This window comes from Bacillus sp. YBWC18 (genome assembly GCF_002998775.1).
In the GTDB taxonomy this organism is placed as follows: Bacteria; Bacillota; Bacilli; order Bacillales; family Bacillaceae; genus Bacillus.
The window spans coordinates 1-23,227 of record NZ_PVRI01000009.1 but is presented as its reverse complement, the minus strand read 5'-3'; the positions used below and the strand labels follow the sequence as shown (position 1 = coordinate 23,227).

The 23,227-nt window shown below is 42.1% G+C and carries 36 protein-coding genes, 1 rRNA gene and 1 pseudogene; 35 read left to right on the top strand and 3 right to left on the bottom strand.

The genetic code is table 11. The features are described 5' to 3' along the window. The first annotated feature begins 32 nt into the window (after positions 1-32). The 30 genes and pseudogenes from rplN to C6348_RS17930 all read left to right on the top strand — a co-directional run bounded on the left by rplN (position 33) and on the right by C6348_RS17930 (position 17,519). Entirely contained in the window at positions 33-401 is a 369-nt protein-coding gene (gene rplN, locus C6348_RS18075; protein WP_003216882.1) for a 50S ribosomal protein L14, read from the top strand. A gap of 35 nt (positions 402-436) precedes the next feature. Further along, positions 437-748, top strand: coding sequence for a 50S ribosomal protein L24 (gene rplX / locus C6348_RS18070; protein ID WP_003217151.1), 312 nt, complete (start codon positions 437-439; stop codon positions 746-748). 25 nt (positions 749-773) lie between these two features. After that, positions 774-1,313, top strand: a complete 540-nt coding sequence (gene rplE, locus C6348_RS18065) for a 50S ribosomal protein L5 (RefSeq protein ID WP_003217159.1) — start codon at positions 774-776, stop codon at positions 1,311-1,313. A gap of 22 nt (positions 1,314-1,335) precedes the next feature. Further along, positions 1,336-1,521, top strand: a complete 186-nt coding sequence (gene rpsN / locus C6348_RS18060; protein WP_008356542.1) for a 30S ribosomal protein S14 — start codon at positions 1,336-1,338, stop codon at positions 1,519-1,521. Between the two features lie 31 nt (positions 1,522-1,552). Then, positions 1,553-1,951: a 30S ribosomal protein S8 gene (rpsH, locus tag C6348_RS18055; RefSeq protein WP_003217040.1), complete on the top strand. Its 399-nt coding sequence runs from the start codon at positions 1,553-1,555 to the stop codon at positions 1,949-1,951. Positions 1,952-1,982: 31 nt separating this feature from the next. Beyond that, positions 1,983-2,519 (top strand): 50S ribosomal protein L6, encoded by a 537-nt coding sequence (gene rplF / locus C6348_RS18050; RefSeq protein ID WP_003217186.1) that lies wholly within the window; start codon positions 1,983-1,985, stop codon positions 2,517-2,519. Positions 2,520-2,551: 32 nt separating this feature from the next. After that, the gene (gene rplR, locus C6348_RS18045; RefSeq protein ID WP_003216951.1) at positions 2,552-2,914 is read left to right on the top strand and encodes a 50S ribosomal protein L18; all 363 of its coding nucleotides are present in this window, start codon (positions 2,552-2,554) and stop codon (positions 2,912-2,914) included. Positions 2,915-2,938: 24 nt separating this feature from the next. Further along, on the top strand, positions 2,939-3,439 hold the full coding sequence (gene rpsE, locus C6348_RS18040; protein WP_003217179.1) for a 30S ribosomal protein S5: 501 nt from the start codon (positions 2,939-2,941) through the stop codon (positions 3,437-3,439). A gap of 13 nt (positions 3,440-3,452) precedes the next feature. Beyond that, positions 3,453-3,635 (top strand): 50S ribosomal protein L30, encoded by a 183-nt coding sequence (rpmD, locus tag C6348_RS18035; RefSeq protein ID WP_003217067.1) that lies wholly within the window; start codon positions 3,453-3,455, stop codon positions 3,633-3,635. A 30-nt stretch (positions 3,636-3,665) separates the two neighbouring features. Beyond that, on the top strand, positions 3,666-4,106 hold the full coding sequence (gene rplO / locus C6348_RS18030; RefSeq protein ID WP_003216888.1) for a 50S ribosomal protein L15: 441 nt from the start codon (positions 3,666-3,668) through the stop codon (positions 4,104-4,106). Between the two features lies 1 nt (position 4,107). Then, positions 4,108-5,400, top strand: coding sequence for a preprotein translocase subunit SecY (secY, locus tag C6348_RS18025; RefSeq protein ID WP_012008710.1), 1,293 nt, complete (start codon positions 4,108-4,110; stop codon positions 5,398-5,400). A 55-nt stretch (positions 5,401-5,455) separates the two neighbouring features. Next, the gene (locus C6348_RS18020; protein WP_106043923.1) at positions 5,456-6,109 is read left to right on the top strand and encodes an adenylate kinase; all 654 of its coding nucleotides are present in this window, start codon (positions 5,456-5,458) and stop codon (positions 6,107-6,109) included. After that, positions 6,106-6,852: a type I methionyl aminopeptidase gene (map, locus tag C6348_RS18015; RefSeq protein WP_003217210.1), complete on the top strand. Its 747-nt coding sequence runs from the start codon at positions 6,106-6,108 to the stop codon at positions 6,850-6,852. The genes C6348_RS18020 and map overlap by 4 nt, the downstream gene beginning before the upstream one ends. A gap of 27 nt (positions 6,853-6,879) precedes the next feature. After that, positions 6,880-7,187: pseudogene (locus C6348_RS19130) on the top strand (KOW domain-containing RNA-binding protein). Next, positions 7,165-7,383, top strand: a complete 219-nt coding sequence (infA, locus tag C6348_RS18005; protein ID WP_003217190.1) for a translation initiation factor IF-1 — start codon at positions 7,165-7,167, stop codon at positions 7,381-7,383. Before C6348_RS19130 ends, infA begins: the two are co-directional and overlap by 23 nt. A 31-nt stretch (positions 7,384-7,414) precedes the next feature. Beyond that, entirely contained in the window at positions 7,415-7,528 is a 114-nt protein-coding gene (gene rpmJ / locus C6348_RS18000; RefSeq protein WP_003156543.1) for a 50S ribosomal protein L36, read from the top strand. Positions 7,529-7,549: 21 nt separating this feature from the next. After that, complete coding sequence (gene rpsM, locus C6348_RS17995) at positions 7,550-7,915, top strand: 30S ribosomal protein S13 (RefSeq protein ID WP_003217023.1); 366 nt, start codon at positions 7,550-7,552, stop codon at positions 7,913-7,915. 20 nt (positions 7,916-7,935) lie between these two features. After that, entirely contained in the window at positions 7,936-8,331 is a 396-nt protein-coding gene (gene rpsK, locus C6348_RS17990) for a 30S ribosomal protein S11 (RefSeq protein ID WP_008356548.1), read from the top strand. A gap of 175 nt (positions 8,332-8,506) precedes the next feature. Next, positions 8,507-9,451 carry a DNA-directed RNA polymerase subunit alpha gene (locus C6348_RS17985; protein WP_003217009.1) on the top strand — a complete coding sequence of 315 codons (945 nt, stop codon included), beginning with the start codon at positions 8,507-8,509 and terminating at the stop codon, positions 9,449-9,451. A gap of 75 nt (positions 9,452-9,526) precedes the next feature. Then, positions 9,527-9,889 carry a 50S ribosomal protein L17 gene (rplQ, locus tag C6348_RS17980; protein WP_003216944.1) on the top strand — a complete coding sequence of 121 codons (363 nt, stop codon included), beginning with the start codon at positions 9,527-9,529 and terminating at the stop codon, positions 9,887-9,889. A 124-nt stretch (positions 9,890-10,013) separates the two neighbouring features. Beyond that, positions 10,014-10,856, top strand: coding sequence for an energy-coupling factor ABC transporter ATP-binding protein (locus tag C6348_RS17975; RefSeq protein ID WP_106043922.1), 843 nt, complete (start codon positions 10,014-10,016; stop codon positions 10,854-10,856). Then, complete coding sequence (locus C6348_RS17970) at positions 10,832-11,701, top strand: energy-coupling factor ABC transporter ATP-binding protein (protein WP_044139648.1); 870 nt, start codon at positions 10,832-10,834, stop codon at positions 11,699-11,701. The genes C6348_RS17975 and C6348_RS17970 overlap by 25 nt, the downstream gene beginning before the upstream one ends. Then, a complete protein-coding gene (locus C6348_RS17965; RefSeq protein WP_044139647.1) occupies positions 11,698-12,495 on the top strand; it encodes an energy-coupling factor transporter transmembrane component T family protein in 798 nt (265 codons plus the stop codon). The genes C6348_RS17970 and C6348_RS17965 overlap by 4 nt, the downstream gene beginning before the upstream one ends. Before the next feature lie 11 nt (positions 12,496-12,506). Continuing rightward, positions 12,507-13,250, top strand: coding sequence for a tRNA pseudouridine(38-40) synthase TruA (gene truA / locus C6348_RS17960; protein WP_106043921.1), 744 nt, complete (start codon positions 12,507-12,509; stop codon positions 13,248-13,250). A 166-nt stretch (positions 13,251-13,416) separates the two neighbouring features. Next, entirely contained in the window at positions 13,417-13,854 is a 438-nt protein-coding gene (rplM, locus tag C6348_RS17955; protein ID WP_003217042.1) for a 50S ribosomal protein L13, read from the top strand. 20 nt (positions 13,855-13,874) lie between these two features. Next, on the top strand, positions 13,875-14,267 hold the full coding sequence (gene rpsI / locus C6348_RS17950) for a 30S ribosomal protein S9 (RefSeq protein ID WP_003217273.1): 393 nt from the start codon (positions 13,875-13,877) through the stop codon (positions 14,265-14,267). A 199-nt stretch (positions 14,268-14,466) separates the two neighbouring features. Beyond that, positions 14,467-14,991: a GNAT family N-acetyltransferase gene (locus C6348_RS17945; RefSeq protein WP_106043920.1), complete on the top strand. Its 525-nt coding sequence runs from the start codon at positions 14,467-14,469 to the stop codon at positions 14,989-14,991. Between the two features lie 97 nt (positions 14,992-15,088). Continuing rightward, entirely contained in the window at positions 15,089-15,835 is a 747-nt protein-coding gene (locus C6348_RS17940) for an amidohydrolase family protein (protein WP_106043919.1), read from the top strand. A gap of 22 nt (positions 15,836-15,857) precedes the next feature. After that, the gene (locus tag C6348_RS17935; protein ID WP_106043918.1) at positions 15,858-16,331 is read left to right on the top strand and encodes a GNAT family N-acetyltransferase; all 474 of its coding nucleotides are present in this window, start codon (positions 15,858-15,860) and stop codon (positions 16,329-16,331) included. A 108-nt stretch (positions 16,332-16,439) separates the two neighbouring features. Continuing rightward, a complete protein-coding gene (locus C6348_RS17930; protein ID WP_106043917.1) occupies positions 16,440-17,519 on the top strand; it encodes a serine hydrolase in 1,080 nt (359 codons plus the stop codon). A gap of 37 nt (positions 17,520-17,556) precedes the next feature. Here C6348_RS17930 and C6348_RS17925 read toward each other — a convergent pair whose 3' ends face one another. Continuing rightward, positions 17,557-18,126, bottom strand: a complete 570-nt coding sequence (locus tag C6348_RS17925; protein WP_106043916.1) for a DUF4825 domain-containing protein — start codon at positions 18,124-18,126, stop codon at positions 17,557-17,559. Positions 18,127-18,270: 144 nt separating this feature from the next. Between C6348_RS17925 and C6348_RS17920 the strand changes: the two genes are divergently transcribed. From C6348_RS17920 to C6348_RS17910, 3 genes are all read left to right on the top strand, one after another. Then, positions 18,271-18,714, top strand: coding sequence for a DUF2521 family protein (locus C6348_RS17920; protein WP_034665574.1), 444 nt, complete (start codon positions 18,271-18,273; stop codon positions 18,712-18,714). Positions 18,715-18,772: 58 nt separating this feature from the next. Next, the gene (gene cwlD, locus C6348_RS17915; protein ID WP_034665571.1) at positions 18,773-19,486 is read left to right on the top strand and encodes an N-acetylmuramoyl-L-alanine amidase CwlD; all 714 of its coding nucleotides are present in this window, start codon (positions 18,773-18,775) and stop codon (positions 19,484-19,486) included. 103 nt (positions 19,487-19,589) lie between these two features. Next, a complete protein-coding gene (locus C6348_RS17910; protein ID WP_106031895.1) occupies positions 19,590-20,648 on the top strand; it encodes an Mrp/NBP35 family ATP-binding protein in 1,059 nt (352 codons plus the stop codon). 38 nt (positions 20,649-20,686) lie between these two features. Here the strand turns inward: C6348_RS17910 and gerD are convergent, their stop codons facing one another. After that, positions 20,687-21,271, bottom strand: coding sequence for a spore germination lipoprotein GerD (gene gerD, locus C6348_RS17905; protein WP_003217144.1), 585 nt, complete (start codon positions 21,269-21,271; stop codon positions 20,687-20,689). Between the two features lie 90 nt (positions 21,272-21,361). Here gerD and kbaA point away from each other — a divergent pair, with 90 nt between their 5' ends. Further along, a complete protein-coding gene (kbaA, locus tag C6348_RS17900) occupies positions 21,362-21,964 on the top strand; it encodes a KinB-signaling pathway activation protein (protein WP_003217204.1) in 603 nt (200 codons plus the stop codon). Here the strand turns inward: kbaA and pdaB are convergent. Next, the gene (gene pdaB / locus C6348_RS17895) at positions 21,957-22,721 is read right to left on the bottom strand and encodes a polysaccharide deacetylase family sporulation protein PdaB (protein ID WP_034665559.1); all 765 of its coding nucleotides are present in this window, start codon (positions 22,719-22,721) and stop codon (positions 21,957-21,959) included. The two genes, kbaA and pdaB, sit on opposite strands and share 8 nt — an antisense overlap. Before the next feature lie 376 nt (positions 22,722-23,097). Here pdaB and C6348_RS17890 point away from each other — a divergent pair. Continuing rightward, positions 23,098-23,227 (top strand): 16S ribosomal RNA (locus C6348_RS17890); the annotation flags it as partial.

Genomic DNA, 23,227 nt, shown 5'->3' with positions numbered 1-23,227 from the left:
CGGATTTCTTTTTCCGAAAGGAGGTAACATTAATGATTCAACAGGAGACTCGTTTAAAAGTAGCTGACAACTCTGGCGCACGCGAAGTACTAACGATTAAAGTTCTTGGTGGCTCTGGACGTAAGACGGCTAACATCGGTGATGTCATTGTTTGTACGGTTAAACAAGCAACACCAGGAGGCGTTGTCAAAAAAGGTGAAGTTGTGAAAGCAGTTATCGTTCGTACAAAGAGCGGAGCTCGCAGAAACGATGGATCTTACATCAGTTTCGATGAAAATGCATGTGTCATTATCCGTGACGACAAGAGCCCGCGTGGAACTCGTATCTTCGGACCAGTAGCACGTGAACTTCGTGAAAACAACTATATGAAAATTGTTTCTCTAGCACCAGAAGTACTTTAATGAATACAATCCGCGACTCAAGGAGGTGCGATTAAATGCATGTTAAAAAGGGCGATAAAGTAGTGGTTATCTCTGGTAAAGATAAAGGTAAACAAGGAGTCATCCTTGCTGCTTTCCCTAAGAATGACCGTGTTTTAGTAGAAGGTATTAACCTTGTGAAAAAACACTCTAAACCAACCCAAGCTAACCCTCAGGGCGGAATTTCTGAACAAGAAGCGCCGATCCACGTATCAAACGTAATGCCGCTTGATCCTAAAACGGGTGAAGTGACACGTGTTGGGTATAAAGTTGAGGACGGAAAGAAAGTCCGTGTAGCGAAAAAATCTGGGCAAGTTCTAGATAAATAGTAAATAAGGAAGGGAGGTCTTTCTCATGAACCGCCTTAAAGAAAAGTATGTAAAAGAAATTACACCTGCATTAGTTTCTAAGTTTGAATACAAATCAGTAATGCAAGTGCCAAAAATCGAAAAAATCGTGATCAACATGGGTGTTGGTGACGCCGTTCAAAACGCTAAAGCAATCGATACTGCTGTTGAAGAATTAACGTTTATCGCTGGTCAAAAACCTGTGGTTACTCGTGCGAAGAAGTCTATTGCTGGATTCCGTCTACGTGAAGGAATGCCAATCGGTGCGAAAGTAACACTTCGCGGAGAGCGCATGTACGATTTCCTTGATAAACTTATTTCTGTATCTTTACCACGTGTACGTGACTTCCGCGGGATTTCTAAGAAATCTTTCGACGGTCGTGGAAACTACACGCTTGGTATTAAAGAACAGTTAATCTTCCCAGAAATTGATTACGATAAAGTAACAAAAGTCCGCGGTATGGATATCGTTATCGTTACGACTGCCAATACGGACGAAGAAGCACGTGAGTTATTAACTCAAGTAGGTATGCCGTTCCAGAAATAATCAATGAAAGGGAGGCGAAATCGTGGCTAAAAAGTCTATGATTGCGAAACAACAACGCAAACAAAAGTTTAAAGTTCAAGAGTATACGCGCTGCGAACGTTGTGGACGTCCACATTCAGTAATTCGCAAGTTTAAACTTTGCCGTATTTGTTTCCGCGAACTTGCATATAAAGGACAAATTCCTGGCGTTAAAAAAGCCAGCTGGTAATCCCCATAAATGGGAAGGAGGTTATTAAATAATGGTTATGACAGATCCGATTGCAGATTTGCTGACTCGTATTCGCAATGCGAACATGGTACGTCATGAGAAGCTAGAAGTACCGGCTTCAAAAATCAAAAGAGAAATTGCTGAAATCTTAAAGCGTGAAGGTTTTATCCGTGACGTTGAATATGTTGAAGACAGCAAACAAGGAATTATCCGTATGTTCCTTAAATATGGCCAAAACAACGAGCGTGTTATCACTGGTCTAAAAAGAATCAGTAAACCTGGTTTACGTGTATATGCGAAATCAAATGAAGTACCACGTGTACTTAACGGACTTGGAATCGCAATTATTTCTACATCACAAGGTGTTTTATCGGACAAAGAAGCCCGTGCTAAACAAGCTGGTGGAGAAGTACTTGCTTACGTATGGTAAAAAAAGTTTAAGATGAATGGAGGTGCTTGGTATGTCTCGTATAGGTAAAAAACTAATCGAGATCCCTTCAGGAGTTACTGTGACAAACAACGATAACACAGTGACAGTAAAGGGACCAAAAGGTGAACTAACTCGTACATTTCACCCTGATATGGAAATTAAAATTGAGGACAGCGTCTTAACTGTAAGCCGTCCGTCTGATCATAAAGAACACCGTGCTTTACATGGTACAACACGTAGCTTAATTGCAAACATGGTTGAAGGTGTATCTAAAGGTTTCGAAAGAGGTTTAGAACTTATCGGTGTCGGTTACCGTGCAGCTAAATCTGGAAACAAACTTGTTCTTAACGTTGGATACTCTCATCCAGTTGAAATCGTTCCTGAGGCTGGAGTTGAAGTCGAAGTTCCATCTCAAACGAAAGTAGTCATAAAAGGTATCGATAAAGAGCGTGTGGGAGCTCTAGCTTCTAACATCCGCGCTGTCCGTTCTCCAGAGCCTTACAAAGGTAAAGGAATTCGTTACGAAGGTGAATTCGTTCGCCGTAAAGAAGGAAAAACTGGTAAGTAAGATCGCTTAATGTGAAGAAAGGAGTGACTCGGATGATTACGAAAACTAGCAAAAACGCTACTCGTCTTAAAAGACACGCTCGTGTTCGTGCGAAACTTTCAGGTACTGCTGAAAGACCTCGCCTTAACGTTTTCCGTTCTAACAAGAACATCTACGCTCAAGTAATTGATGATGTTAACGGTGTAACACTTGTAAGTGCTTCTACTCTTGATAAAGAGTTAAAGATCGAGAATAGTTCTGACGCTGCAGCTGCTACTAAAGTTGGCGAACTTGTTGCAAAACGTGCTGTTGAAAAAGGAATCTCTAACGTGGTATTTGACCGCGGAGGATACTTATATCATGGACGTGTAAAAGCTCTAGCTGAAGCTGCTCGTGAGGCTGGACTTAAATTTTAATAAAAGAAGGAGGGACACATCCGAATGAGTCGTATTGACCAAAGCAAATTAGAGTTAGAAGAACGCTTAGTTACGGTTAACCGCGTAGCGAAAGTTGTTAAAGGTGGACGTCGTTTCCGTTTTGCAGCTTTAGTTGTTGTCGGTGACAAAAACGGTCATGTAGGTTTCGGTACTGGTAAAGCACAAGAAGTACCAGAAGCGATCCGCAAAGCTGTTGAAGATGCGAAAAAGAATTTAATTGAAGTACCAATGGTTGGAACTACAATTCCACATGAAATCATCGGTCGATTCGGTGCAGGAAACGTTCTATTGAAGCCTGCTTCAGAAGGTACAGGAGTTATCGCTGGAGGCCCAGTGCGTGCGGTTCTTGAGCTTGCTGGTCTAGCTGATATCCTTTCTAAATCTCTAGGTTCTAATACACCGATCAACATGATCCGCGCAACACTTCAGGGTTTAAGTGAACTTAAACGTGCTGAAGACGTTGCGAAGCTTCGTGGAAAATCTGTAGAAGACCTGTTAGGATAAGGAGGGAACATTAATGGCAAATAAATTAGAAATTACCCTCAAACGCAGTGTAATCGGTCGCCCAGAAGATCAGCGTGTCACTGTTCGTACTCTTGGTCTTAAGAAAACAAACCAAACAGTCGTACATGAAGACAATGCAGCGATCCGCGGCATGATTAACAAGGTGTCTCATTTAGTTTCTGTTAAAGAACAATAAAACATTTTTAATCGATAAGGAGGTGCCCAAATGAAACTTCATGAATTGAAGCCTTCAGAAGGTTCACGTAAAGTACGCAACCGTGTTGGTCGTGGTATTGGATCAGGTAACGGTAAAACTTCTGGTAAAGGTCATAAAGGTCAAAACGCTCGTTCTGGCGGCGGTGTACGCCCTGGTTTCGAAGGTGGTCAAATGCCTTTATTCCAACGTCTTCCAAAACGTGGTTTTACAAACATCAACCGTAAAGATTACGCGGTTATCAACTTAGACAGATTAAACAGTTTTGACGAAGGAACGGAAGTAACTCCTGAACTTCTTCTAGAGACTGGTGCAATAAGCAAGTTAAAAGCAGGAGTAAAAATTCTTGGCAACGGTAAATTAGAAAAAAAATTAACTGTAAAAGCCAATAAATTCTCTGCTTCTGCGAAAGAAGCTATTGAAGCTGCTGGCGGTACAGCCGAGGTGATCTAACTTGTTTAAGACAATCTCCAATTTTATGCGCGTGAAAGATATACGGAATAAGATTATATTCACTCTTTTAATGTTAATCGTCTTTCGTATAGGTGCTTTCATCCCTGTGCCTAATGTGAACGCCGAAGTTCTCCAGGCACAGGATCAAATGAGTGTTTTCGGGATCCTCAACACGTTTGGGGGCGGGGCACTTTTCCAATTCTCCATTCTTGCAATGGGGATTATGCCGTATATCACTGCTTCGATCATCATTCAGCTCTTGCAGATGGATGTTGTTCCGAAGTTCACTGAGTGGTCAAAGCAAGGAGAGGTTGGCCGCCGAAAATTAGCACAATTCACAAGGTATTTTACAATTGTTCTAGGTTTTATCCAGGCGTTAGGAATGTCATATGGATTCAACAATATGGCAGGAGGCATGCTGATTGAAAACCCAGGTGTTTCAACGTACCTCTTAATTGCGGTCGTACTCACTGCGGGAACAGCATTTTTAATGTGGCTAGGAGAGCAGATTACTGCTCACGGTGTTGGTAACGGTATTTCGATTATTATCTTTGCCGGTATCATCGCAGGTATCCCTCAAACATTAAAACAAGTGTACGCTCAGCAATTTGTGGGTGGAGATGGACAGCTGTTCATGCAAATCCTGAAAATAGCCCTTATTGTTATTGCTATCCTTGTCATTGTTATCGGTGTTATTTACATTCAAATGGCAGTGAGAAAGATTGCGATTCAATATTCAAAAGGAACTGGCCGTGCACAAATGTCTGCTAGTCAAGCAACGCACCTTCCATTGAAAGTGAATCCAGCAGGGGTGATTCCAGTCATCTTTGCCGTTTCTTTCATTATTACTCCGCAGACGGTTGCATCGTTCTTCGGAACCAATAATGTGACAACTTGGATAACCAACAACTTTGACTATACTAAGCCAATCGGTATGACGATTTATGTAGCACTGATTGTTGCTTTCACATATTTTTATGCCTTTGTCCAAGTGAATCCTGAACAAATGGCTGAAAATCTGCAAAAGCAGGGTGGCTATATCCCGGGAGTTCGTCCAGGGAAAATGACTCAAGATAGAATTACGAGCATTTTGTACCGACTCACGTTTGTGGGCGCCATTTTCTTAGCCGTGATTTCAATACTTCCTATCTTTTTCATTCAATTCGCTGGATTACCTTCCGCTGCACAAATTGGCGGCACAAGTCTTCTCATTGTTGTAGGTGTTGCACTTGAAACAATGAAACAGCTTGAAAGCCAATTAGTGAAACGAAACTACCGTGGATTTATGAAATAAAACAGAGGGCTGGGCTCCTGCCCAACCTCTCTAAGTAAGGAAGGGGAAATCCGAAATGAACTTAGTCTTAATGGGGCTTCCGGGTGCTGGTAAAGGCACTCAGGCAGAACGAATTGTTGATGATTATGGGATCCCTCATATCTCAACAGGAGATATGTTCCGCGCTGCTATGAAAGAGGAGACACAACTTGGGCTCGAAGCAAAATCCTTTATCGATAAAGGAGAGCTTGTTCCTGATGAGGTCACAATCGGTATTGTTAGAGAAAGACTTGGCAAAAATGATTGTGAACAAGGTTTTCTTCTGGACGGATTTCCGCGAACAGTCGCTCAGGCTGAAGCTTTAGAAAACATTCTAAAGGACCTTGGCAGAACGATTGATTATGTCATTAATATTAAAGTCGATAAAGATGCTTTGATGGAGCGTCTGACTGGCCGAAGAATTTGCAAAAATTGCGGAGCGACATATCATTTAGTATTCAATCCACCTGCGAAAGAAAATGTTTGCGATAAGTGTGGAGGCGAGCTTTATCAACGTGCAGATGATAATGCAGAAACCGTTTCGACTAGACTTGAAGTAAACTTAAAGCAGACTGAACCTTTACTGAACTTCTATTCAGAAAAAGGGTATCTTGCAAACATTGATGGTGCGAAGCACATTAACGATGTATATGCAGATATCAAGAACCTGCTTGGGGGATTAAATAAATGATTATCTGTAAAACTCCTCGCGAGCTTGAGATTATGAGAGAAGCTGGACGCATTGTCGCACTGACTCATGAAGAGCTGAAGAAACACATAAAACCAGGTATTTCGACAAAAGAATTGGATCAAATTGCCGAACGTTTTATTACAAAGCAGGGTGCAATCCCATCTTTTAAAGGGTATAATGGTTTTCGCGGGAGCATTTGCGTTTCGGTGAATGAAGAACTCGTTCACGGTATTCCTGGTAAACGGGTTTTACGTGATGGCGACATCATTAGTATCGATATTGGTGCAAAGTTAAATGGCTATCATGGTGACTCTGCTTGGACTTATCCAGTTGGGGTAATCAGTGATGAAGACCGCAAACTACTGGAAGTCACAGAGGAATCTCTATATAAAGGCTTACAGGAAGCAAAGCCAGGCGAACGTCTGTCGAACATTTCCCATGCCATACAAACGTATGTAGAAAACGAGAATTTCTCAGTTGTTAGAGAATATGTTGGACATGGGGTCGGACAGGATCTTCATGAGGACCCTCAAATTCCTCATTATGGTCCGCCCAACAAAGGCCCGCGGCTAAAACCTGGAATGGTGTTGGCCATCGAACCGATGGTGAACGCAGGCAGCCGATATGTGAAAACATTGGCTGATAACTGGACGGTTGTAACGGTTGATGGGAAAAAGTGTGCTCACTTTGAGCATACGATTGCGATTACAGATACAGGTTTTGATATACTGACTAAGATTTAGGTCTTCACTGAAGCCTTTCAGGCCCAAATCGGGCAGGTTGTCTGTATAGTCCAAAGGAAAGAACAAGATCAGTATACAGGTGTCATCGGCATGTTCGGTGGCTGCCATGTACTAATCGCAGACGGAGAAAAGCGTTAATTTCATTCTCCTAAGAAAAAATATCAATCATATAACCTTTTATGGTTGCGTATCTCCGGAAGTTCAGAACAGTATATTCAAAACAGGTCGGGTGATAGATGGACAATTGAGATGAACTCATTTGGACATTTGTCAGAGAGCAAGTTACTGATTTGAAGAAGGGAGAACACTTGAATGGCGAAAGACGATGTAATTGAAGTGGAAGGTACTGTAGCAGAAACTTTGCCAAATGCAATGTTCAAAGTTGAACTAGAGAATGGTCATACAGTTTTGGCTCATGTATCAGGAAAAATCCGTATGCACTTCATTCGCATTTTACCTGGAGACAAAGTTACGGTAGAATTATCTCCATATGACTTAACTCGTGGTAGAATTACGTACCGTTACAAATAAAGCAACTCCGGAAGAAGGAGGTTGGAAACACATGAAAGTGAGACCATCTGTTAAACCTATCTGTGAAAAATGTAAAGTGATTCGCAGAAAAGGAAAAGTAATGGTGATCTGTGAAAACCCAAAACATAAACAAAAACAAGGCTAATAACAAGGAGGTGCCCAAATCATGGCTCGTATTGCTGGTGTAGATATTCCACGTGATAAACGTGTTGTCATTTCTTTAACATATGTTTTTGGAATTGGTCGTACGACTGCGCAACAAGTCCTTAAAGAAGCAGGTGTTTCTGAAGACACTCGCGTTCGCGATCTAACTGAAGACGAACTTGGTAAAATCCGTGATATCATTGACAAACTTAAAGTAGAAGGTGACCTTCGTCGTGAAGTTTCACTTAACATTAAGCGTCTAATTGAAATCGGAAGCTACCGCGGAATCCGTCATCGTAGAGGACTTCCTGTTCGTGGACAAAACACAAAAAACAACGCGCGTACTCGTAAAGGTCCGCGTCGTACTGTAGCTAACAAGAAAAAATAAGTAAAGGAGGTAGTTAAAGAATGGCTGCTGCTCGTAAATCAAATACGCGTAAACGTCGCGTGAAAAAGAATATTGAAGCTGGAATCGCTCATATCCGTTCCACTTTCAACAACACGATTGTAACGATTACTGATGTTCATGGAAACGCAATTTCTTGGTCAAGTGCTGGTGCATTAGGATTCAGAGGTTCTCGTAAATCTACTCCTTTCGCTGCACAAATGGCTGCTGAAACTGCTGCTAAAGGTTCTATCGAACATGGTCTTAAAACACTTGAAGTAACTGTTAAAGGTCCTGGTTCTGGTCGTGAAGCTGCAATTCGTGCGCTTCAAGCTGCAGGTCTTGAAGTTACTGCAATCAGAGACGTAACTCCAGTTCCTCATAACGGATGCCGTCCACCAAAACGTCGCCGCGTGTAATTTGTTTGTATAGATTTTGTGTCCCTGTCAATAATGGGTTATGATACAGTTATTTATGAGACGAATACACGACTCGTTGCCTGAGCACATACGGGACTAAACAATGAGGAATTTCGGATGGAATCTCATATGATTCTATTCGAGGTTTCGACGTTTTGAAGGAGGGTTTTATTAGATGATCGAAATTGAAAAACCAAAAATCGAAACGGTTGAAATCAGCGACGATGCCAAGTATGGCAAGTTTGTCGTAGAGCCACTTGAGCGTGGATATGGTACCACTTTAGGGAACTCCCTTCGTCGTATCCTTTTATCCTCACTTCCTGGTGCAGCTGTAACATCGATCCAGATAGATGGTGTCTTACACGAATTCTCAACGATCGAAGGCGTGGTTGAAGATGTTACAACGATTATCTTAAACATTAAAAAGCTTGCACTCAAAATCTACTCTGAAGAAGAGAAGACGCTTGAAATTGATGTACAAGATGAAGGTACTGTAACAGCTGCTGATATTACACACGACAGCGATATTGAAATCTTAAATCCAGATCTCCACATCGCAACTCTTGGCAAGAATGCGAGCTTCCGTGTTCGCTTAACTGCACAAAGAGGTCGCGGGTATAATCCTGCTGATGCAAACAAAAGAGACGATCAGCCAATCGGTGTGATTCCGATCGACTCAATCTATACACCTGTATCTCGTGTGACTTATCAAGTGGAGAACACCCGTGTTGGGCAAATCACAAACTATGATAAATTAACACTAGATGTATGGACTGATGGAAGCACAGGACCGAAAGAAGCGATCGCTCTAGGTTCTAAGATTTTAACTGAACACCTGAATATTTTCGTTGGGTTAACTGACGAAGCTCAGCATGCTGAAATCATGGTTGAGAAAGAAGAAGACCAAAAAGAAAAAGTGCTTGAAATGACAATTGAAGAGCTTGATCTTTCTGTTCGTTCTTACAACTGTTTGAAGCGTGCGGGTATTAACACTGTTCAAGAGCTTGCTAACAAGACAGAAGAGGATATGATGAAAGTTCGTAACCTTGGACGTAAATCTCTTGAAGAAGTGAAAGCGAAACTAGAAGAACTTGGACTGGGTCTTCGTAAAGACGATTGACTAGTTTCATTGTGAACTAGGATTTTCGTGTGTTTTTTATTCATACAGCATCTCTAACTAAGGAGGGGACATCACATGGCATACAGAAAGCTAGGACGCACTAGTGCACAACGTAAAGCAATGCTTCGTGACCTAACGACTGATTTGATCATCAACGAACGCATCGAAACAACTGAAACACGTGCGAAAGAACTTCGCTCTGTAGTTGAAAAAATGATCACTCTTGGCAAACGCGGAGATCTTCATGCTCGCCGTCAAGCTGCAGCTTACATTCGTAATGAAGTAGCTAATGCTGAAACAAACCAAGATGCACTTCAAAAATTATTCGCTGACGTTGCAACTCGCTACGAAGATCGCCAAGGTGGATACACTCGTATCATGAAGCTTGGACCTCGTCGCGGCGATGGCGCACCAATGGCTGTCATTGAATTAGTTTAATCACATAGCGTGTATCTAAGAAAGGGCGGGACAGTTCATAACTGGATCTATGCCCTTTTTTAGATACTACGGCTTTTTAGCAATAAGCAAAGAAGAGATTGAGCTGAGAGGAGGTCCGGTAGAGATGGGGAAGACATTAATTGACGTAAAGGACATTGTATTTCGTTATCACAAGGATGCGGACAAGCCCGCTTTAGATCAAGTGTCATTGCATGTGAATCAAAATGAATGGCTCGCCATTGTTGGTCATAACGGTTCAGGTAAATCCACACTTGCCCGTGTACTGAATGGGCTCATTTTACCGGATGCTGGAACGGTCAAGGTTGGAGAGATTGAGCTCAAAGAAGAGAGCGTTTGGGATATTCGCAAAAAGATCGGAATGGTCTTTCAAAACCCAGATAACCAATTCGTTGGCTCAACGGTTCGTGATGATGTGGCTTTTGGTTTAGAAAATAACGGGGTTGAGCGGGAATTGATGATAGAGCGTGTAGATTGGGCTGTCAAACAGGTCAATATGCAGGAGTTTCTTGATCAAGAGCCGCACCATCTATCAGGCGGGCAAAAGCAGAGAGTCGCCATTGCAGGTGTACTTGCCGCAAGCCCTGACATCATGATCTTGGATGAAGCAACATCGATGCTTGATCCGATTGGCCGTGAAGAAGTGTTAGAGACTGTGAGACTATTGAAGGAACAAGGAACGGTCACAGTCATTTCCATCACACATGATTTAGACGAGGCCGCTAAGGCAGACCGGGTCATTGTCATGAATGGCGGGAAAAAATTTGCTGAGGGAACCCCAGAGGAAGTATTTGAACTAGATGAACAGCTGGTTCAGATTGGACTTGATCTGCCATTCTCCTATCGGTTGAGCAAACAATTGAAGCAGCAAGGTGTGCCGCTTGCAAATGCCCATTTGACACAAGAAGGATTGGTGAAAGAGCTATGGACATTACGATCAAAGAACTAGAGCATCGTTATCAAATGAAAACGCCGTTTGAGCGTCTCGCTTTGTATGATGTCAATGCTTCCATCCAAGAGGGCAGCTATGTCGCTGTCATTGGTCATACAGGCTCAGGCAAGTCCACATTGCTGCAGCACTTAAATGGATTGCTCAAACCAACGAAGGGGAGCATTGCGCTTGGAGATACCGTCTTACAAGCCAATAAAAAGCAGAAGGATTTAAAATCCCTCCGGAAAAAAGTAGGCATCGTGTTTCAGTTTCCTGAGCATCAGCTCTTTGAAGAAACGATCCTAAAGGATATCTGCTTTGGTCCGATGAATTTTGGCGTTCCTCAGGAGAAGGCAGAAGCGAAGGCAAAGGAAATGCTGAAGCTGGTTGGTCTTCCTGAATCTCTATTATCTCGATCTCCCTTTGAACTAAGCGGCGGTCAAATGAGACGTGTGGCGATTGCAGGTGTTCTAGCGATGGAGCCAGAAGTGCTTGTGCTGGATGAACCGACTGCAGGGTTAGATCCACGCGGACGGAAGGAAATCATGGACATGTTCTATGAACTTCATCAAAAGGCAAACCTCACCACGATTCTGGTTACACACAGTATGGAGGACGCCGCTCATTATGCGGATCAAATGATTGTGATGCATAAAGGAACAGTGAAGGCGACAGGTACGCCGAGAGAATTGTTTGCCAATCGTACAGACATGTCTTCATTTGGTCTCGACCTCCCAGAAACGATTAAATTCCAGCAGACTGTAGAAGAAAAGCTGGGCATTACGTTTCCAAGGCCGCTTCTGACCATGGATGAAATGGCAGAAGCCTTAACAGCTCTTTATCAGGAGGACACGACATCATGATGGATAGTATGATTATCGGCAAATATGTGCCAGGTTCATCCTTTGTCCATCGTCTTGATCCAAGGACAAAGCTGTTATCAATTTTCTTTTTTGTCTTTATTGTCTTTTTTGCTAATAATTACATCACTTACGGACTTTTAGGTGTCTTTACCCTCCTTGTGGTGATGGTTTCTCAGGTGCCGCTATACTTTATTCTCAAAGGAATGAAGCCGATCCTATGGATTGTCCTGTTTACCTTTATTCTGCATATCTTCATGACAAAGGATGGCGCCTTGCTATTTCACTTTGGTTTTTTAAATATTTATGAAGAAGGTCTAAAGCAGGGGATTTTCATTTCACTCCGTTTTGTCTATCTCATCATGATGACGACACTTCTGACGTTAACCACAACGCCTATAGAAGTGACAGACGGTATGGAAAAATTGCTTCATCCATTCCGTAAAATCAAACTGCCTGTTCACGAGCTTGCTCTCATGATGTCCATCTCTCTTCGGTTTATTCCAACTTTACTAGAAGAGACGGACAAAATCATGAAGGCACAAATGGCAAGAGGTGTTGATTTTACAAGCGGACCTCTAAAGGACCGCATGAAAGCAATTGTTCCTTTGCTTGTTCCGCTTTTCGTCAGTGCGTTTAAGCGTGCAGAGGAACTGGCGACAGCAATGGAAGCGAGAGGCTACCGCGGTGGAGAAGGGCGGACGAAATACCGTCAGCTTGTCTGGGGCATGAAAGACACGTTCACGCTGCTCCTATTCATCCTGTTAACAGCACTCCTTGTGCTTCTGAGAAATTAGGTGATTCCTAGATGAAGGTCAAATGTACCGTCTCCTACGATGGGACACATTTTAAAGGCTATCAGGTGCAGCCTGGGCAGCGGACTGTTCAGACGGAGATCGAGTCGGCTCTTGCAAGAATGCACAAACAGGATGAACTGATTCCGATCGTGGCTTCTGGCCGCACGGACAGCGGTGTGCATGCGAAAGGGCAGGTCATCCATTTTGATACCCCGCTCTCGATCCCGATGGAGAGATGGCCTTTTGCCCTCAACAGTCTCCTGCCGGATGATATCCGGGTTCTAAAGGCTGAGGAAGTGGATGAGTCGTTTCATGCACGTTTTAGTGTCGTTTCGAAGGAGTACCGTTATAAGGTCTCAACGGAAACGCACCAAAATGTGTTCACGAGACAGTATGCCTGCCACTTTCCTTACCGGCTGGATGCAGGCAAAATGAGAGAAGCCGCTGGGCACCTCATTGGCACACATGATTTCACAAGCTTTTGTGCGGCCAATACAGAGGTTCAGGACAAGGTGAGGGATATTTACACCCTTGAGTGGGAAAACGTCTCAGACGGGCTTGAAATGCGTGTGAGAGGAAATGGCTTTTTATACAACATGGTGCGAATTATCGCTGGAACGTTACTTGAAATCGGATCTGGGAAATTTCACCCTGAGGAGATAAAAGCCATGCTTGCCGCCCGAAATCGCGAAGCGGCAGGCAAGACTGCGCCTAGTCACGGACTGTATTTATGGGAAGTTTTCTATGACAACTAAACCAGGTGTAACATGTTCTTGACACAGGAAGCAGAAAGTTATAAGATATCATATGGTATGTATTTCAACCCCACAAATAAGCCCCGGAAGACTTATCTTGTGTTTTGAAATAGAACGTAGCATTTGATTCAAGGAAAAATCATTGATTTATTTAGGAGGGAAACTCATGCGTACAACACCAATGGCGAACGCAAGCACAATTGAGCGCAAATGGCTAGTTGTTGATGCGGCAGGCAAGACTCTAGGTCGTCTTTCTACTGAAGTAGCATCACTTTTGCGCGGTAAGCACAAACCAACTTATACACCACACGTTGATACAGGTGATCACGTCATCATCATCAATGCTGAGAAAATCGAATTAACAGGTAAGAAATTGACGGACAAAATTTACTACCGTCACACAATGCACCCAGGTGGTTTGAAACAAAGAACTGCTCTTGAGATGCGTACAAACTACCCTGAAAAAATGTTGGAGCTTGCTATCAAAGGTATGCTTCCAAAGGGTCCATTAGGCCGTCAAATGTTCAAAAAATTAAATGTGTACCGTGGTTCTGAGCATCCACATCAAGCACAACAACCTGAAGTTTACGAACTTCGCGGTTAATTATAAGGGAGGTTAACAATTTGGCACAGGTTCAATATTACGGTACAGGTCGTCGTAAAAGTTCTGTAGCGCGCGTTCGCTTAGTTCCAGGTGAAGGCCGTATCGTCGTTAATAATCGTGAAATTACTGAATACATTCCATTCGCTGCTTTAATCGAAGACGTGAAACAGCCTTTGAACATCACAGAAACAGCTAACAGCTACGATGTTCTTGTAACTGTTCACGGTGGTGGATTCTCTGGTCAAGCTGGAGCAATTCGTCACGGTATCTCTCGTGCTCTTCTAGAAGTAGATCCTGAGTACCGTACATCACTTAAACGTGCTGGACTTCTTACTCGTGACCCTCGTATGAAAGAGCGTAAGAAATACGGTCTTAAAGGCGCACGTAGAGCTCCTCAGTTCTCAAAACGTTAATCAATTTTATATTGTATGGACGTTTTACAAAGGTTTGTTACAGACAAACCATATATTAAAAGCATCAGCATCCTGCTGGTGCTTTTTTTTGTGCTTTTTATTTAATAAATAATGACTGGTCACTTCCTTTTGGATACGTATAAAATATGAGTATAGAAAGTTTTCTGTTTAAAAGAAGATTATTTATGGAGGTTGTCCTATGAATCTAACGACAGAAAGGTGTCTCATTCGACCATTTACTGATGATGATTGGCAGGATGTTTATGCATATACATCTGATCCGGCAGTGATGAAGTATATTCCGGAAGATGTATTTTCTAAAGAAGATGCGAAGGAATTTATCAAAAATAATCGTCATGAAAATGCTAAGTATGTCGCTGTCCTATTAAAAGAAGATCATACATGCATTGGGCATATCGCGTTTCATCCGTACTTTGGTGAGCACACATATGAAATTGGGTGGGTCTTCAATCCTGCATATCAAAACAAAGGCTATGCATCAGAAGCGGCTTATGCTGTACTAAATTATGGCTTTCACACAATGAATTTACATCGAATCATTGCCACTTGTCAGCCTGAAAATGTGCCATCGTGGAGAGTGATGGAGAAAATGGGGATGAGAAGAGAAGGGTATTTTAAAAAGTGTATACCACAAGGAAACGAGTGGTGGGATGAGTTTTACTATGCCATTTTACAAAATGAATGGTTCATGAAGAAGACTTGATAAGTTTTCATGATATGAAGTAATTCGTCATTCCAAATATCCCTTCGCTTTCGCTATTGATATAATCAGATCAAATAAGCAGAAGAGGGGCGCGGGCATGAGGATCTTTGATGCACATTTTCATATCATTGATTTTGATTTTCCCATTCAAGAAAACCAAGGATATACACCGCATAGTTATGTGGTGAATGATTATAGGAGAGAGACGGCTGATTTTGGGATTTTAGGTGGGACAATCGTGTCAGGATCATTTCAAGGCTTTGACCAAGGCTATTTGTTGAAAGCGCTAGATGAACTGGGCCCAGCTTTTTGCGGCGTAACTCAATTACCTTTTACGGCAACTGATGATGAAATTGTTCATTTGGATCAACATGGGGTGAAGGCTTTACGTTTTAATGTGAAGCGGGGCGGTTCGGAGGATATTTCGAAGCTCGATTATTTTGCGAGAAGGGTGTATGAGCTGGCAGGCTGGCATAGTGAGCTCTACATAGACGCTAAGCATCTCCCTGACATCTCATCTATGCTTGAAAAGCTGCCGGCCGTTTCAATTGACCATTTAGGCTTATCGGAAGAAGGCTTGCCGCATTTGCTAAAGCTGGTTGAAAAAGGGGTTCGTGTGAAAGCAACAGGTTTTGGACGTGTTGATTTAAACGTCGAACATGCGCTGACGTCTATTTATCAAACGAACCCTGATGCACTGATGTTTGGTACAGACCTTCCATCTACAAGGGCAAAGCGTCCATTTGAATACGGTGATGTTGAGTTGATTCAACAGCTTTTTGATGAAAAAGCTGCTGATCACATCTTATATAAGAACGCACATCAATGGTATTTTGGTCAATAATTTCATAGGAGGTGTGTGTTCAATGGGATTCAGTCAACTGACATTCAGAGAAGCCAAGCTGGATGATCTCGACAAAATCGTCTTCATGCTCGCGGATGACATGTTAGGTCAAAAAAGAGAGCGTTACATGCAACCATTATTAGAATGCTATATTGAAGCCTTTCATTCAATAGATGCTAATCCAAATATTGAACTCATTGTTGCGTGTGATCAGGAAGAAGCTGTCGGTGTTCTTCAATTAACCATGACGCCATTTCTTACACATCAAGGAGGATGGAGAGCTTCAATAGAAGGAGTTCGTACAGCCTCGACTCATAGAGGAAAAGGAATTGGCACGATGTTGATAAAAAGGGCTATTCAACACGCAAGCGACCGCGGCTGTCATATGATTCAGCTAACAACAGACAAACAGAGACCAGATGCACACCGTTTTTATGAAAAATTAGGGTTTGAAGCTACGCATGATGGGATGAAACTGCATCTGCCCCATCAATAAGAACATCAAGAAGTGGAGGGATTCGCGAACCTCTGCTTTTTTGCGCCTTTATTTGAAATATTTGTTATATTGAATATGTAAATCCTCTGTTATTTGGAAAGGAGAAACATGTTACTCAAAATCGGTCTCGTTGTTATTGGTGTAGCCATACTTTACGTGGTGGTTCAAATCTTGCTGTATAAAAGAGATATGAAGAAAACGAAGGAAGATCTTTTGACATTTGTCGCAAAAAACAAAAAGGACGTATCAGTGACAATCATTGAAAATGATGACGTGGTGTTAGATTGGAATGGTGATCAAAAAACACCACTTGCGAGTACGGTGAAATTAGTGGTTTTATTTCATTTTGTTAAAGCTGTATCCAGCGGCGGCATCAAGCTAGATGAAAAAGTGGCATTGTCTGATATAGAGCGGTTTTATATTGATAGAACAGACGGTGGTGCACACACGTACTGGCTCGAGGTCAACGATTTTTCTGAGCATGCGACTTTATTAGATGTTGCCATAGGGATGATGCAAGTCAGTTCGAATGCTTGTACTGATTATTTGATTGACCGGCTGGGCTTAGAAAAGCTCAATGATCGGATGAAACAAGCAGGTCTTACAGAACATGATGAACTCATGCCGCTGACGCCAATGCTATTGTGGTCCGCTTATGTATCTGATCATCGGCGGGATGCATTCAAGCAAATGAGTGGTGTATCCGATAAACAATACAAATCTTTGATGAATGAGATTTTCAATATCATGAAAAATGACCCAGAGCATAAAAAGGCGTTAGAAGAAAAAATGACGAAAAAGAACTTATTAAGCTTTCGTATTCAATCATTACTGACGCAAAAGATGACAAAGTCTACAACCAATGAATATGCACATTTTATGAAACGTCTGCAGGATGAGCTGTTAACAAAAGAAGAAAAGCGTCTTTTTAGCCAAATCGTACTGGGAGAAACATTGAAGACGGAAAAAGACCAATATATTTGGTATAAAGGCGGTTCAACATTGTTTGTTTTCACAGCTGCTTTATATCGAAAAACAGATACATCATCTATGTCCATCTCTCTTTTTATCAATGATCCGAAAGTTAACAATTCTCATTGGATTGGGGGAGCATTCAATGAATTTATGCTTACTGCAGCAGTGGATCAAAACTTCCGACAAAGATTGATTCAAGCTTTTACTAAATAATCATCAAAAAAACAGAGGGAGACACCCCTCTGTTTTATTAATTCTGCATGGGAAACGCTTTGTATACATCTTGGCGTTTTTCTTTTGACTTCACAACTCCATCTACAATCTCCTTTTGCCAAAGAACTGCATCATCTTTGTGCTCTTTAAAAGAGTGAGGCAGCTTCTTTTCTAGCAGTTGTCTTTTAAACGTGACGGATGGCTCGTCTTTAGAGCTCATGTTAAGTGTCACTTGCTCTACGTTATCGACAAGGATAAAAAGTGCAATTGCGTTGTATAAATACGTTTTCTCAATCGTGTCCTTTTGATCAAACCAGAAGGCGTCAAATTGTTCTTCTGTGTAGCCGGCATTTTCTTTTACGCCGTACGTGACGTCTAATGATTTCCCATCAACGATTTCAAATTCTCGAATCATGCCTCCAGGAAGCTCTGATAAGATGTCACGAATGGCTGAGTTGTTACCTAGATACGTGCTTTTATGCTTGGAAAGCTGTTTTAAGGATATGTCTTCTATTCCTTTCATGTCGCTCTTCTGCTCGGTAGCTTGACTGCTGCATGCAGATAGGACGACTGTTAATAGCAGCAGGATATACATCCATTTCTTCATTGATTTTGCCCCTTTTCCATTCTTTCTATATAAGTGTTTATTTTATCACAATTTTCCATTACGATAGATCATTGATTTCCATTTACTGAACTGCATGTTTTGTTCAAACCAACGAACAATACAAAGAAAAAAGGAGTTCAGTCCATGGCAGAAGTTCTTTCATTTTATCAACTGAAAACAAAACGAGATGTCACGCTTGAAAAGAAGCTGTTGCGTACATTGTCTCTTCAACAAGTGACGGTCGCTTCCGAGAAATTCACAAAGAAGCTGTTTCCATTTGCAGATGATCCAGCGGGTATTATGAGTGATGGCTGCATCGATTTCGCCATTGAAGCTTTTTTAGCTGGCGGGAGATACGGTGAGTCGAGTAAATACGGCGAATCGTTCGACGATATCAAGAAGCGGTCCTCCCAGGAGGAAGCTGAGCTGATTGAAGAGCTGGCAGGGTGTTTGCAATCGTGGGGAAATATGTTCCGAATGGAGCGGGAGATGTCATGTTTTTATCCATTTGCGAGGGATTTTTTAAGCATGTGGTGGCAGGAAGGCTTTCGAGAATCAGAAAAAAGGCATAAGCTTCGGCTGCACTAAGCATATTTCCAGCCCTTGTCCCATATCTATAAAATAATGGTGTATGGGAGGGACAGGGATGAAAAGAAAGCTGAAATGGACAGGGTTTTTAATCGGGTTTATTGTCCTCTTATTCTTATTCAGGTTTCAATTTCTAAATGATGATTCGTGGAAATCGTGGAATTTGCCTCTAAGCGGGAAGATCATCTATCTAGATCCGGGTCATGGTGGTCCAGATGGCGGGGCCGTAGGAGGAGAGCTGCTTGAAAAAGAGATTGCACTGGATGTATCCATGAAGATACGTGACTATTTACAGGAGCAGGGAGCGCTTGTTCTTATGACCCGAGAGGATGATTCTGATTTATCATCAAAGAATACAAAGGGATATGCCCGGAAGAAAGCGGAGGATTTGAGGAACCGCGTAAAAGTCATTAATGAGTCTGAAGCGGATTTCTACTTAAGTATTCATTTAAATGCGATCCCATCGAACAAATGGAGCGGAGCGCAGACGTTTTTTTACGGAAAGTATGAAGAGAATGAAAAGGCAGCGAAGTTCATCCAAGATGAATTACGCAGGAATCTTGAAAACACAGATCGAAAGGCGAAACGGATCAATGGCATTTATTTAATGCAAAATGTCACAAAGCCAGGAGCCCTTGTGGAAATTGGCTTTCTCTCCAACCCGAAAGAGGCAGGACAGCTGGCAACACCTAAATATCAGGATCAAATTGCTGCCTCCATTTATAAAGGCATTCTCAGATATTTAACAGAGCAAAAAGAGCCGCCTGAATAAGGGGCTTTTTCCTTTTGATCGCAAGCAAACAGGACAGACATTGTAAGGATATGTATGATATACTTGGATTGTAAACGAATTCAATAAAGGGTGAGGTTCTGCTATGATCGGACAAGACGATGTGAGAAAATTAATTGGGAAGATGGACGAACCTTTCCTTCATATACCGCTTGGTGAGCTGGATGCCATCAAGGAAATTAGCCTAAAGCCTGAAAAAGAGCATGTGAGCTTAAAGGTGGCCATTGCCAAAACGGGTACTGCTGAGCAGATGAAGCTGCAGCAAGACATCGTACAAGCCCTGAAAGCAGCTGGCGCTAACACAGTAGGGCTACGTTTTGAAGAATTGCCTCAGGAAACACTTGAAAGGTTTATGCCTTCACAAGATGAGGAAGAAAATTTGCTCAACTCTAAAAATCCGCCTGAGTTCTTAGCGATTGCGAGTGGAAAGGGCGGCGTTGGTAAATCCACCGTGTCTGTTAACCTTGCTGTAGCACTGGCTCGTCTAGGGAAAAAAGTCGGACTGATTGATGCAGATATTTATGGCTTTAGTGTACCGGATATGATGGGAATCACCGTCAGACCAACTGTTAAAGGGGAAAAAATTATTCCTGTGGAACGCTTTGGTGTCAAAGTGATTTCAATGGGCTTTTTTGTTGAAGAAAATGCACCGGTCATTTGGAGAGGACCGATGCTTGGTAAAATGCTGAATAACTTCTTCCACGAAGTCGAGTGGGGAGAATTAGATTACTTACTATTAGACCTTCCGCCTGGAACGGGAGATGTGGCGCTTGATATTCATACAATGCTTCCAAGCTGTAAAGAAATCATTGTCACAACACCGCATCCAACAGCTGCTTTCGTTGCTGCTAGAGCGGGCGCAATGGCACTGCAAACAGATCACGAGGTGCTGGGTGTCGTTGAGAATATGAGCTATTATGAAAGCAAAAAAACAGGTGAGAAAGAATATGTCTTTGGAAAAGGAGGCGGGGATAAGCTGGCGGAAGAGCTGCGAGTATCGGTCCTTGGTCAAATTCCTCTAAGGCAGCCTGATTGGAATGAAGATGATTTTGCTCCATCCGTCTATGATGCGAGCCATCCAACAGGAGAAGTGTATCAACACATTGCGAATAAAGTCATTGAACAGTTAGCAGTAAAAGCATAATGAAAGCCCGAGTGGATGTAGTTCCACTCGGGTGATATTTAACTGCCGCTTTCTTCGCTGCCTTTTGAACCGGAATCACTGCTTTCAGATGCTGCTTTTTTGAGCTCATCTTCGAATTTCTTCTTATAAAGAGGACTGCTTAATGTTTCTGTAATGACTTTTTCTAAGTGCTTTCTGAACTCTTTGCTTTTCACCAGTTCACCGTATTTCTTTTCCATTTCAGGATCCTTGAGAATATCCATCATCAGCTGTTGATAGTCAGGGTCCTTCATTAACTGTTTTAACATCTTTTCATGCTGTTGCTGCATGGATTTAGCGAAAGTCTCGGCAAATTTAGAATCCTCAAAGACCTTCTTCCAGAACTCTTTGCCTTTATCAGAAGTCAGTGTTTTCTCTATCGTTTTTTTCACAGTTTGTTCATCCATTACCAAAGCTTCATTCATTGCCTCGTCATTTAATAACTGTTGAATGGCCTTTTTACCGTCATCTGTCTTCAATATATCGACGACCATTTTCTTTGTTTCGTCATAGTCCATATTAGATGAGGATTGGGTTTTGGGAGCACAAGCTGTTAGAGATAAAAGAAGAAAACAGCTCATTATACGCAAGATGCCTTTTGACATACTGTGGCTCCTTTCGTTACATGTCTTACTTTTAATATGAATGTTTCACGTAAATTTATACATAACAAAAATAGGGGTTGGATCAATTCAATGAAAAGTCGGGATTTAGTTCGTTTTTTCTTCTCTGTGCTAGCTGTTGGAGCGGTCATTACAAGCGTAGTAGGCTTTGCGCTGGAGTGGGGGAAATATCAGAAGCTTTTTATATCGTTTGAAATTCTAGAGATCGCATCTGTATTGTTTTGGTTCATTGGTGTGGGGATGATTTTTAGTGTCATTAGCCAGATGGGGTTTGTTGTCTTTTTGACGGTGCACCGGTTTGCGCTAGAGATATTCCGGTCTCATTCTTTATGGAATACCATTCAATTGTTTCTAGTGATCTTTGTGCTGTTTGATTTAGCTTACTTGCGGTTTTTGTTTTTCGGGGAGAATGAATCATTTCTTCCATACCTATGGCTGCCCGTCTTTATCGGTGTGTTCGCATTGATCGTGGCTTACTTTAAACAGCAGCAGTCCTCTAAGAAAACATTTGTTTCCGCAATGTTTCTCATGGTCGTCATCACGTCGTTAGAATGGTTCCCGGCGCTCAGAGTCAATGAAGAGGACTGGCTGTATTTAATGCTATTTCCGCTATTAGGCTGTAATGCGTTTCAGTTATTAGCTATGCCGCGTTTTTCAAAGGCGAAAGCTACTTAACTTCCGATGACTTTGTTTTGGTATTGGAGATCAGTTCGCCAACCGTCACATTTTTTAAATTCTTTTCTTTGATTTGTTTCAAAATAGCTGGTAAGGCTTGAGCGGTTTGGGTTGCTGAATCTGAGGCGTGCAGAAGAACAATGTCTCCGCTTTTCATTCGATCATTTACATTCTGAACAATCTGGTCGACGCCCGGATTCAGCCAATCCTGTGAATTGACGCTGTAATGGACAACTGTATAACCGTACTGTGTGGCAATTTTCAATGCTTTTTCGTTAAATTGCCCAGTTGGCGGTCTTAATAGTTGAATGTCATCTAGTCCAAGCTTTTGAAATGAATTTTGTGCCCGGACAAGATCTCGCTTGATTTCACTGTCTTCAAGCTGGCTATAATTTTTATAAGCATAGCCAAGGCTGCCGATTTGGTGACCGTCCTCTCTAATTTGTTTGACGATATCAGGATGACGCTCGGCCCAAGAAGCAGACAGAAAGAAAGTAGCGTTCTTTATATCGTACTCTCGAAGGACATTTAAAATAGGGACTGCCTTCTCATCTCCCCAGCCAATATTAAAAGTGAGGGAGACATGTTTTGAGGAAGTCTCGCCTTTATAAATGGCTCGGGGTCCGTGTTCTGTTTTAAATACCGACAGCGGCGGTGCCTTTTGTACATAAAAAAAGGTTGCAGCTGCAAGGGCTGCTACAAGAATAATGACAATTTGCTTCAGCCGTTTAATAGGCAACACATATAGTCGACTCAATTCAAACACTCCTGCCTTGTCCAAGATTGTTACTTGATTGTATGCAGGACAAGGGTTTGAGATGCACAATAAAACTATTTTTAAAAAAGTTTTGAAAAGGCGTTGACCGATAGAATATTTTCGTGATATATTATTAATCGTCGCTGACACACAGTGACAAACACAAAACGCTTCGGGAAATAAACTTGAAAAAAGTTGTTGACATAAGATGAAGCGAAATGTTATATTATTAAAGCCGCTAAGAACGGCGAAGATGATCTTTGAAAACTAAACAAGACAAAACGTACCTGTTAATTCGAGTTTTTATAAAAAAATCCTATGAAACATCATAGGTAGTCAGTCAAACTGGCGAAAAACAAAACTTCGGTTTTGTACTTTTTCGGAGAGTTTGATCCTGGCTCAGGACGAACGCTGGCGGCGTGCCTAATACATGCAAGTCGAGCGGACAGAAGGGAGCTTGCTCCCGGATGTTAGCGGCGGACGGGTGAGTAACACGTGGGTAACCT

Coding starts and splice junctions, on each gene's coding strand:
- C6348_RS17965 (WP_044139647.1), top strand. CDS start 11,698: ATGATGGATAGTATGATTATCGGCAAATATGTGCCAGGTTCATCCTTT.
- C6348_RS17920 (WP_034665574.1), top strand. CDS start 18,271: ATGGCAGAAGTTCTTTCATTTTATCAACTGAAAACAAAACGAGATGTC.
- C6348_RS18020 (WP_106043923.1), top strand. CDS start 5,456: ATGAACTTAGTCTTAATGGGGCTTCCGGGTGCTGGTAAAGGCACTCAG.
- rplR (WP_003216951.1), top strand. CDS start 2,552: ATGATTACGAAAACTAGCAAAAACGCTACTCGTCTTAAAAGACACGCT.
- kbaA (WP_003217204.1), top strand. CDS start 21,362: ATGAAAAGTCGGGATTTAGTTCGTTTTTTCTTCTCTGTGCTAGCTGTT.
- rplO (WP_003216888.1), top strand. CDS start 3,666: ATGAAACTTCATGAATTGAAGCCTTCAGAAGGTTCACGTAAAGTACGC.
- C6348_RS17910 (WP_106031895.1), top strand. CDS start 19,590: ATGATCGGACAAGACGATGTGAGAAAATTAATTGGGAAGATGGACGAA.
- rpsK (WP_008356548.1), top strand. CDS start 7,936: ATGGCTGCTGCTCGTAAATCAAATACGCGTAAACGTCGCGTGAAAAAG.
- map (WP_003217210.1), top strand. CDS start 6,106: ATGATTATCTGTAAAACTCCTCGCGAGCTTGAGATTATGAGAGAAGCT.
- C6348_RS17930 (WP_106043917.1), top strand. CDS start 16,440: ATGTTACTCAAAATCGGTCTCGTTGTTATTGGTGTAGCCATACTTTAC.
- C6348_RS17975 (WP_106043922.1), top strand. CDS start 10,014: ATGGGGAAGACATTAATTGACGTAAAGGACATTGTATTTCGTTATCAC.
- rplQ (WP_003216944.1), top strand. CDS start 9,527: ATGGCATACAGAAAGCTAGGACGCACTAGTGCACAACGTAAAGCAATG.
- rpsH (WP_003217040.1), top strand. CDS start 1,553: ATGGTTATGACAGATCCGATTGCAGATTTGCTGACTCGTATTCGCAAT.
- rpmJ (WP_003156543.1), top strand. CDS start 7,415: ATGAAAGTGAGACCATCTGTTAAACCTATCTGTGAAAAATGTAAAGTG.
- C6348_RS17985 (WP_003217009.1), top strand. CDS start 8,507: ATGATCGAAATTGAAAAACCAAAAATCGAAACGGTTGAAATCAGCGAC.
- infA (WP_003217190.1), top strand. CDS start 7,165: ATGGCGAAAGACGATGTAATTGAAGTGGAAGGTACTGTAGCAGAAACT.
- truA (WP_106043921.1), top strand. CDS start 12,507: ATGAAGGTCAAATGTACCGTCTCCTACGATGGGACACATTTTAAAGGC.
- rpmD (WP_003217067.1), top strand. CDS start 3,453: ATGGCAAATAAATTAGAAATTACCCTCAAACGCAGTGTAATCGGTCGC.
- rpsE (WP_003217179.1), top strand. CDS start 2,939: ATGAGTCGTATTGACCAAAGCAAATTAGAGTTAGAAGAACGCTTAGTT.
- C6348_RS17970 (WP_044139648.1), top strand. CDS start 10,832: ATGGACATTACGATCAAAGAACTAGAGCATCGTTATCAAATGAAAACG.
- C6348_RS17940 (WP_106043919.1), top strand. CDS start 15,089: ATGAGGATCTTTGATGCACATTTTCATATCATTGATTTTGATTTTCCC.
- rplF (WP_003217186.1), top strand. CDS start 1,983: ATGTCTCGTATAGGTAAAAAACTAATCGAGATCCCTTCAGGAGTTACT.
- gerD (WP_003217144.1), bottom strand. CDS start 21,271: ATGTCAAAAGGCATCTTGCGTATAATGAGCTGTTTTCTTCTTTTATCT.
- cwlD (WP_034665571.1), top strand. CDS start 18,773: ATGAAAAGAAAGCTGAAATGGACAGGGTTTTTAATCGGGTTTATTGTC.
- rplE (WP_003217159.1), top strand. CDS start 774: ATGAACCGCCTTAAAGAAAAGTATGTAAAAGAAATTACACCTGCATTA.
- rplN (WP_003216882.1), top strand. CDS start 33: ATGATTCAACAGGAGACTCGTTTAAAAGTAGCTGACAACTCTGGCGCA.
- rpsM (WP_003217023.1), top strand. CDS start 7,550: ATGGCTCGTATTGCTGGTGTAGATATTCCACGTGATAAACGTGTTGTC.
- rplX (WP_003217151.1), top strand. CDS start 437: ATGCATGTTAAAAAGGGCGATAAAGTAGTGGTTATCTCTGGTAAAGAT.
- rplM (WP_003217042.1), top strand. CDS start 13,417: ATGCGTACAACACCAATGGCGAACGCAAGCACAATTGAGCGCAAATGG.
- C6348_RS17925 (WP_106043916.1), bottom strand. CDS start 18,126: ATGAAGAAATGGATGTATATCCTGCTGCTATTAACAGTCGTCCTATCT.
- C6348_RS17935 (WP_106043918.1), top strand. CDS start 15,858: ATGGGATTCAGTCAACTGACATTCAGAGAAGCCAAGCTGGATGATCTC.
- C6348_RS17945 (WP_106043920.1), top strand. CDS start 14,467: ATGAATCTAACGACAGAAAGGTGTCTCATTCGACCATTTACTGATGAT.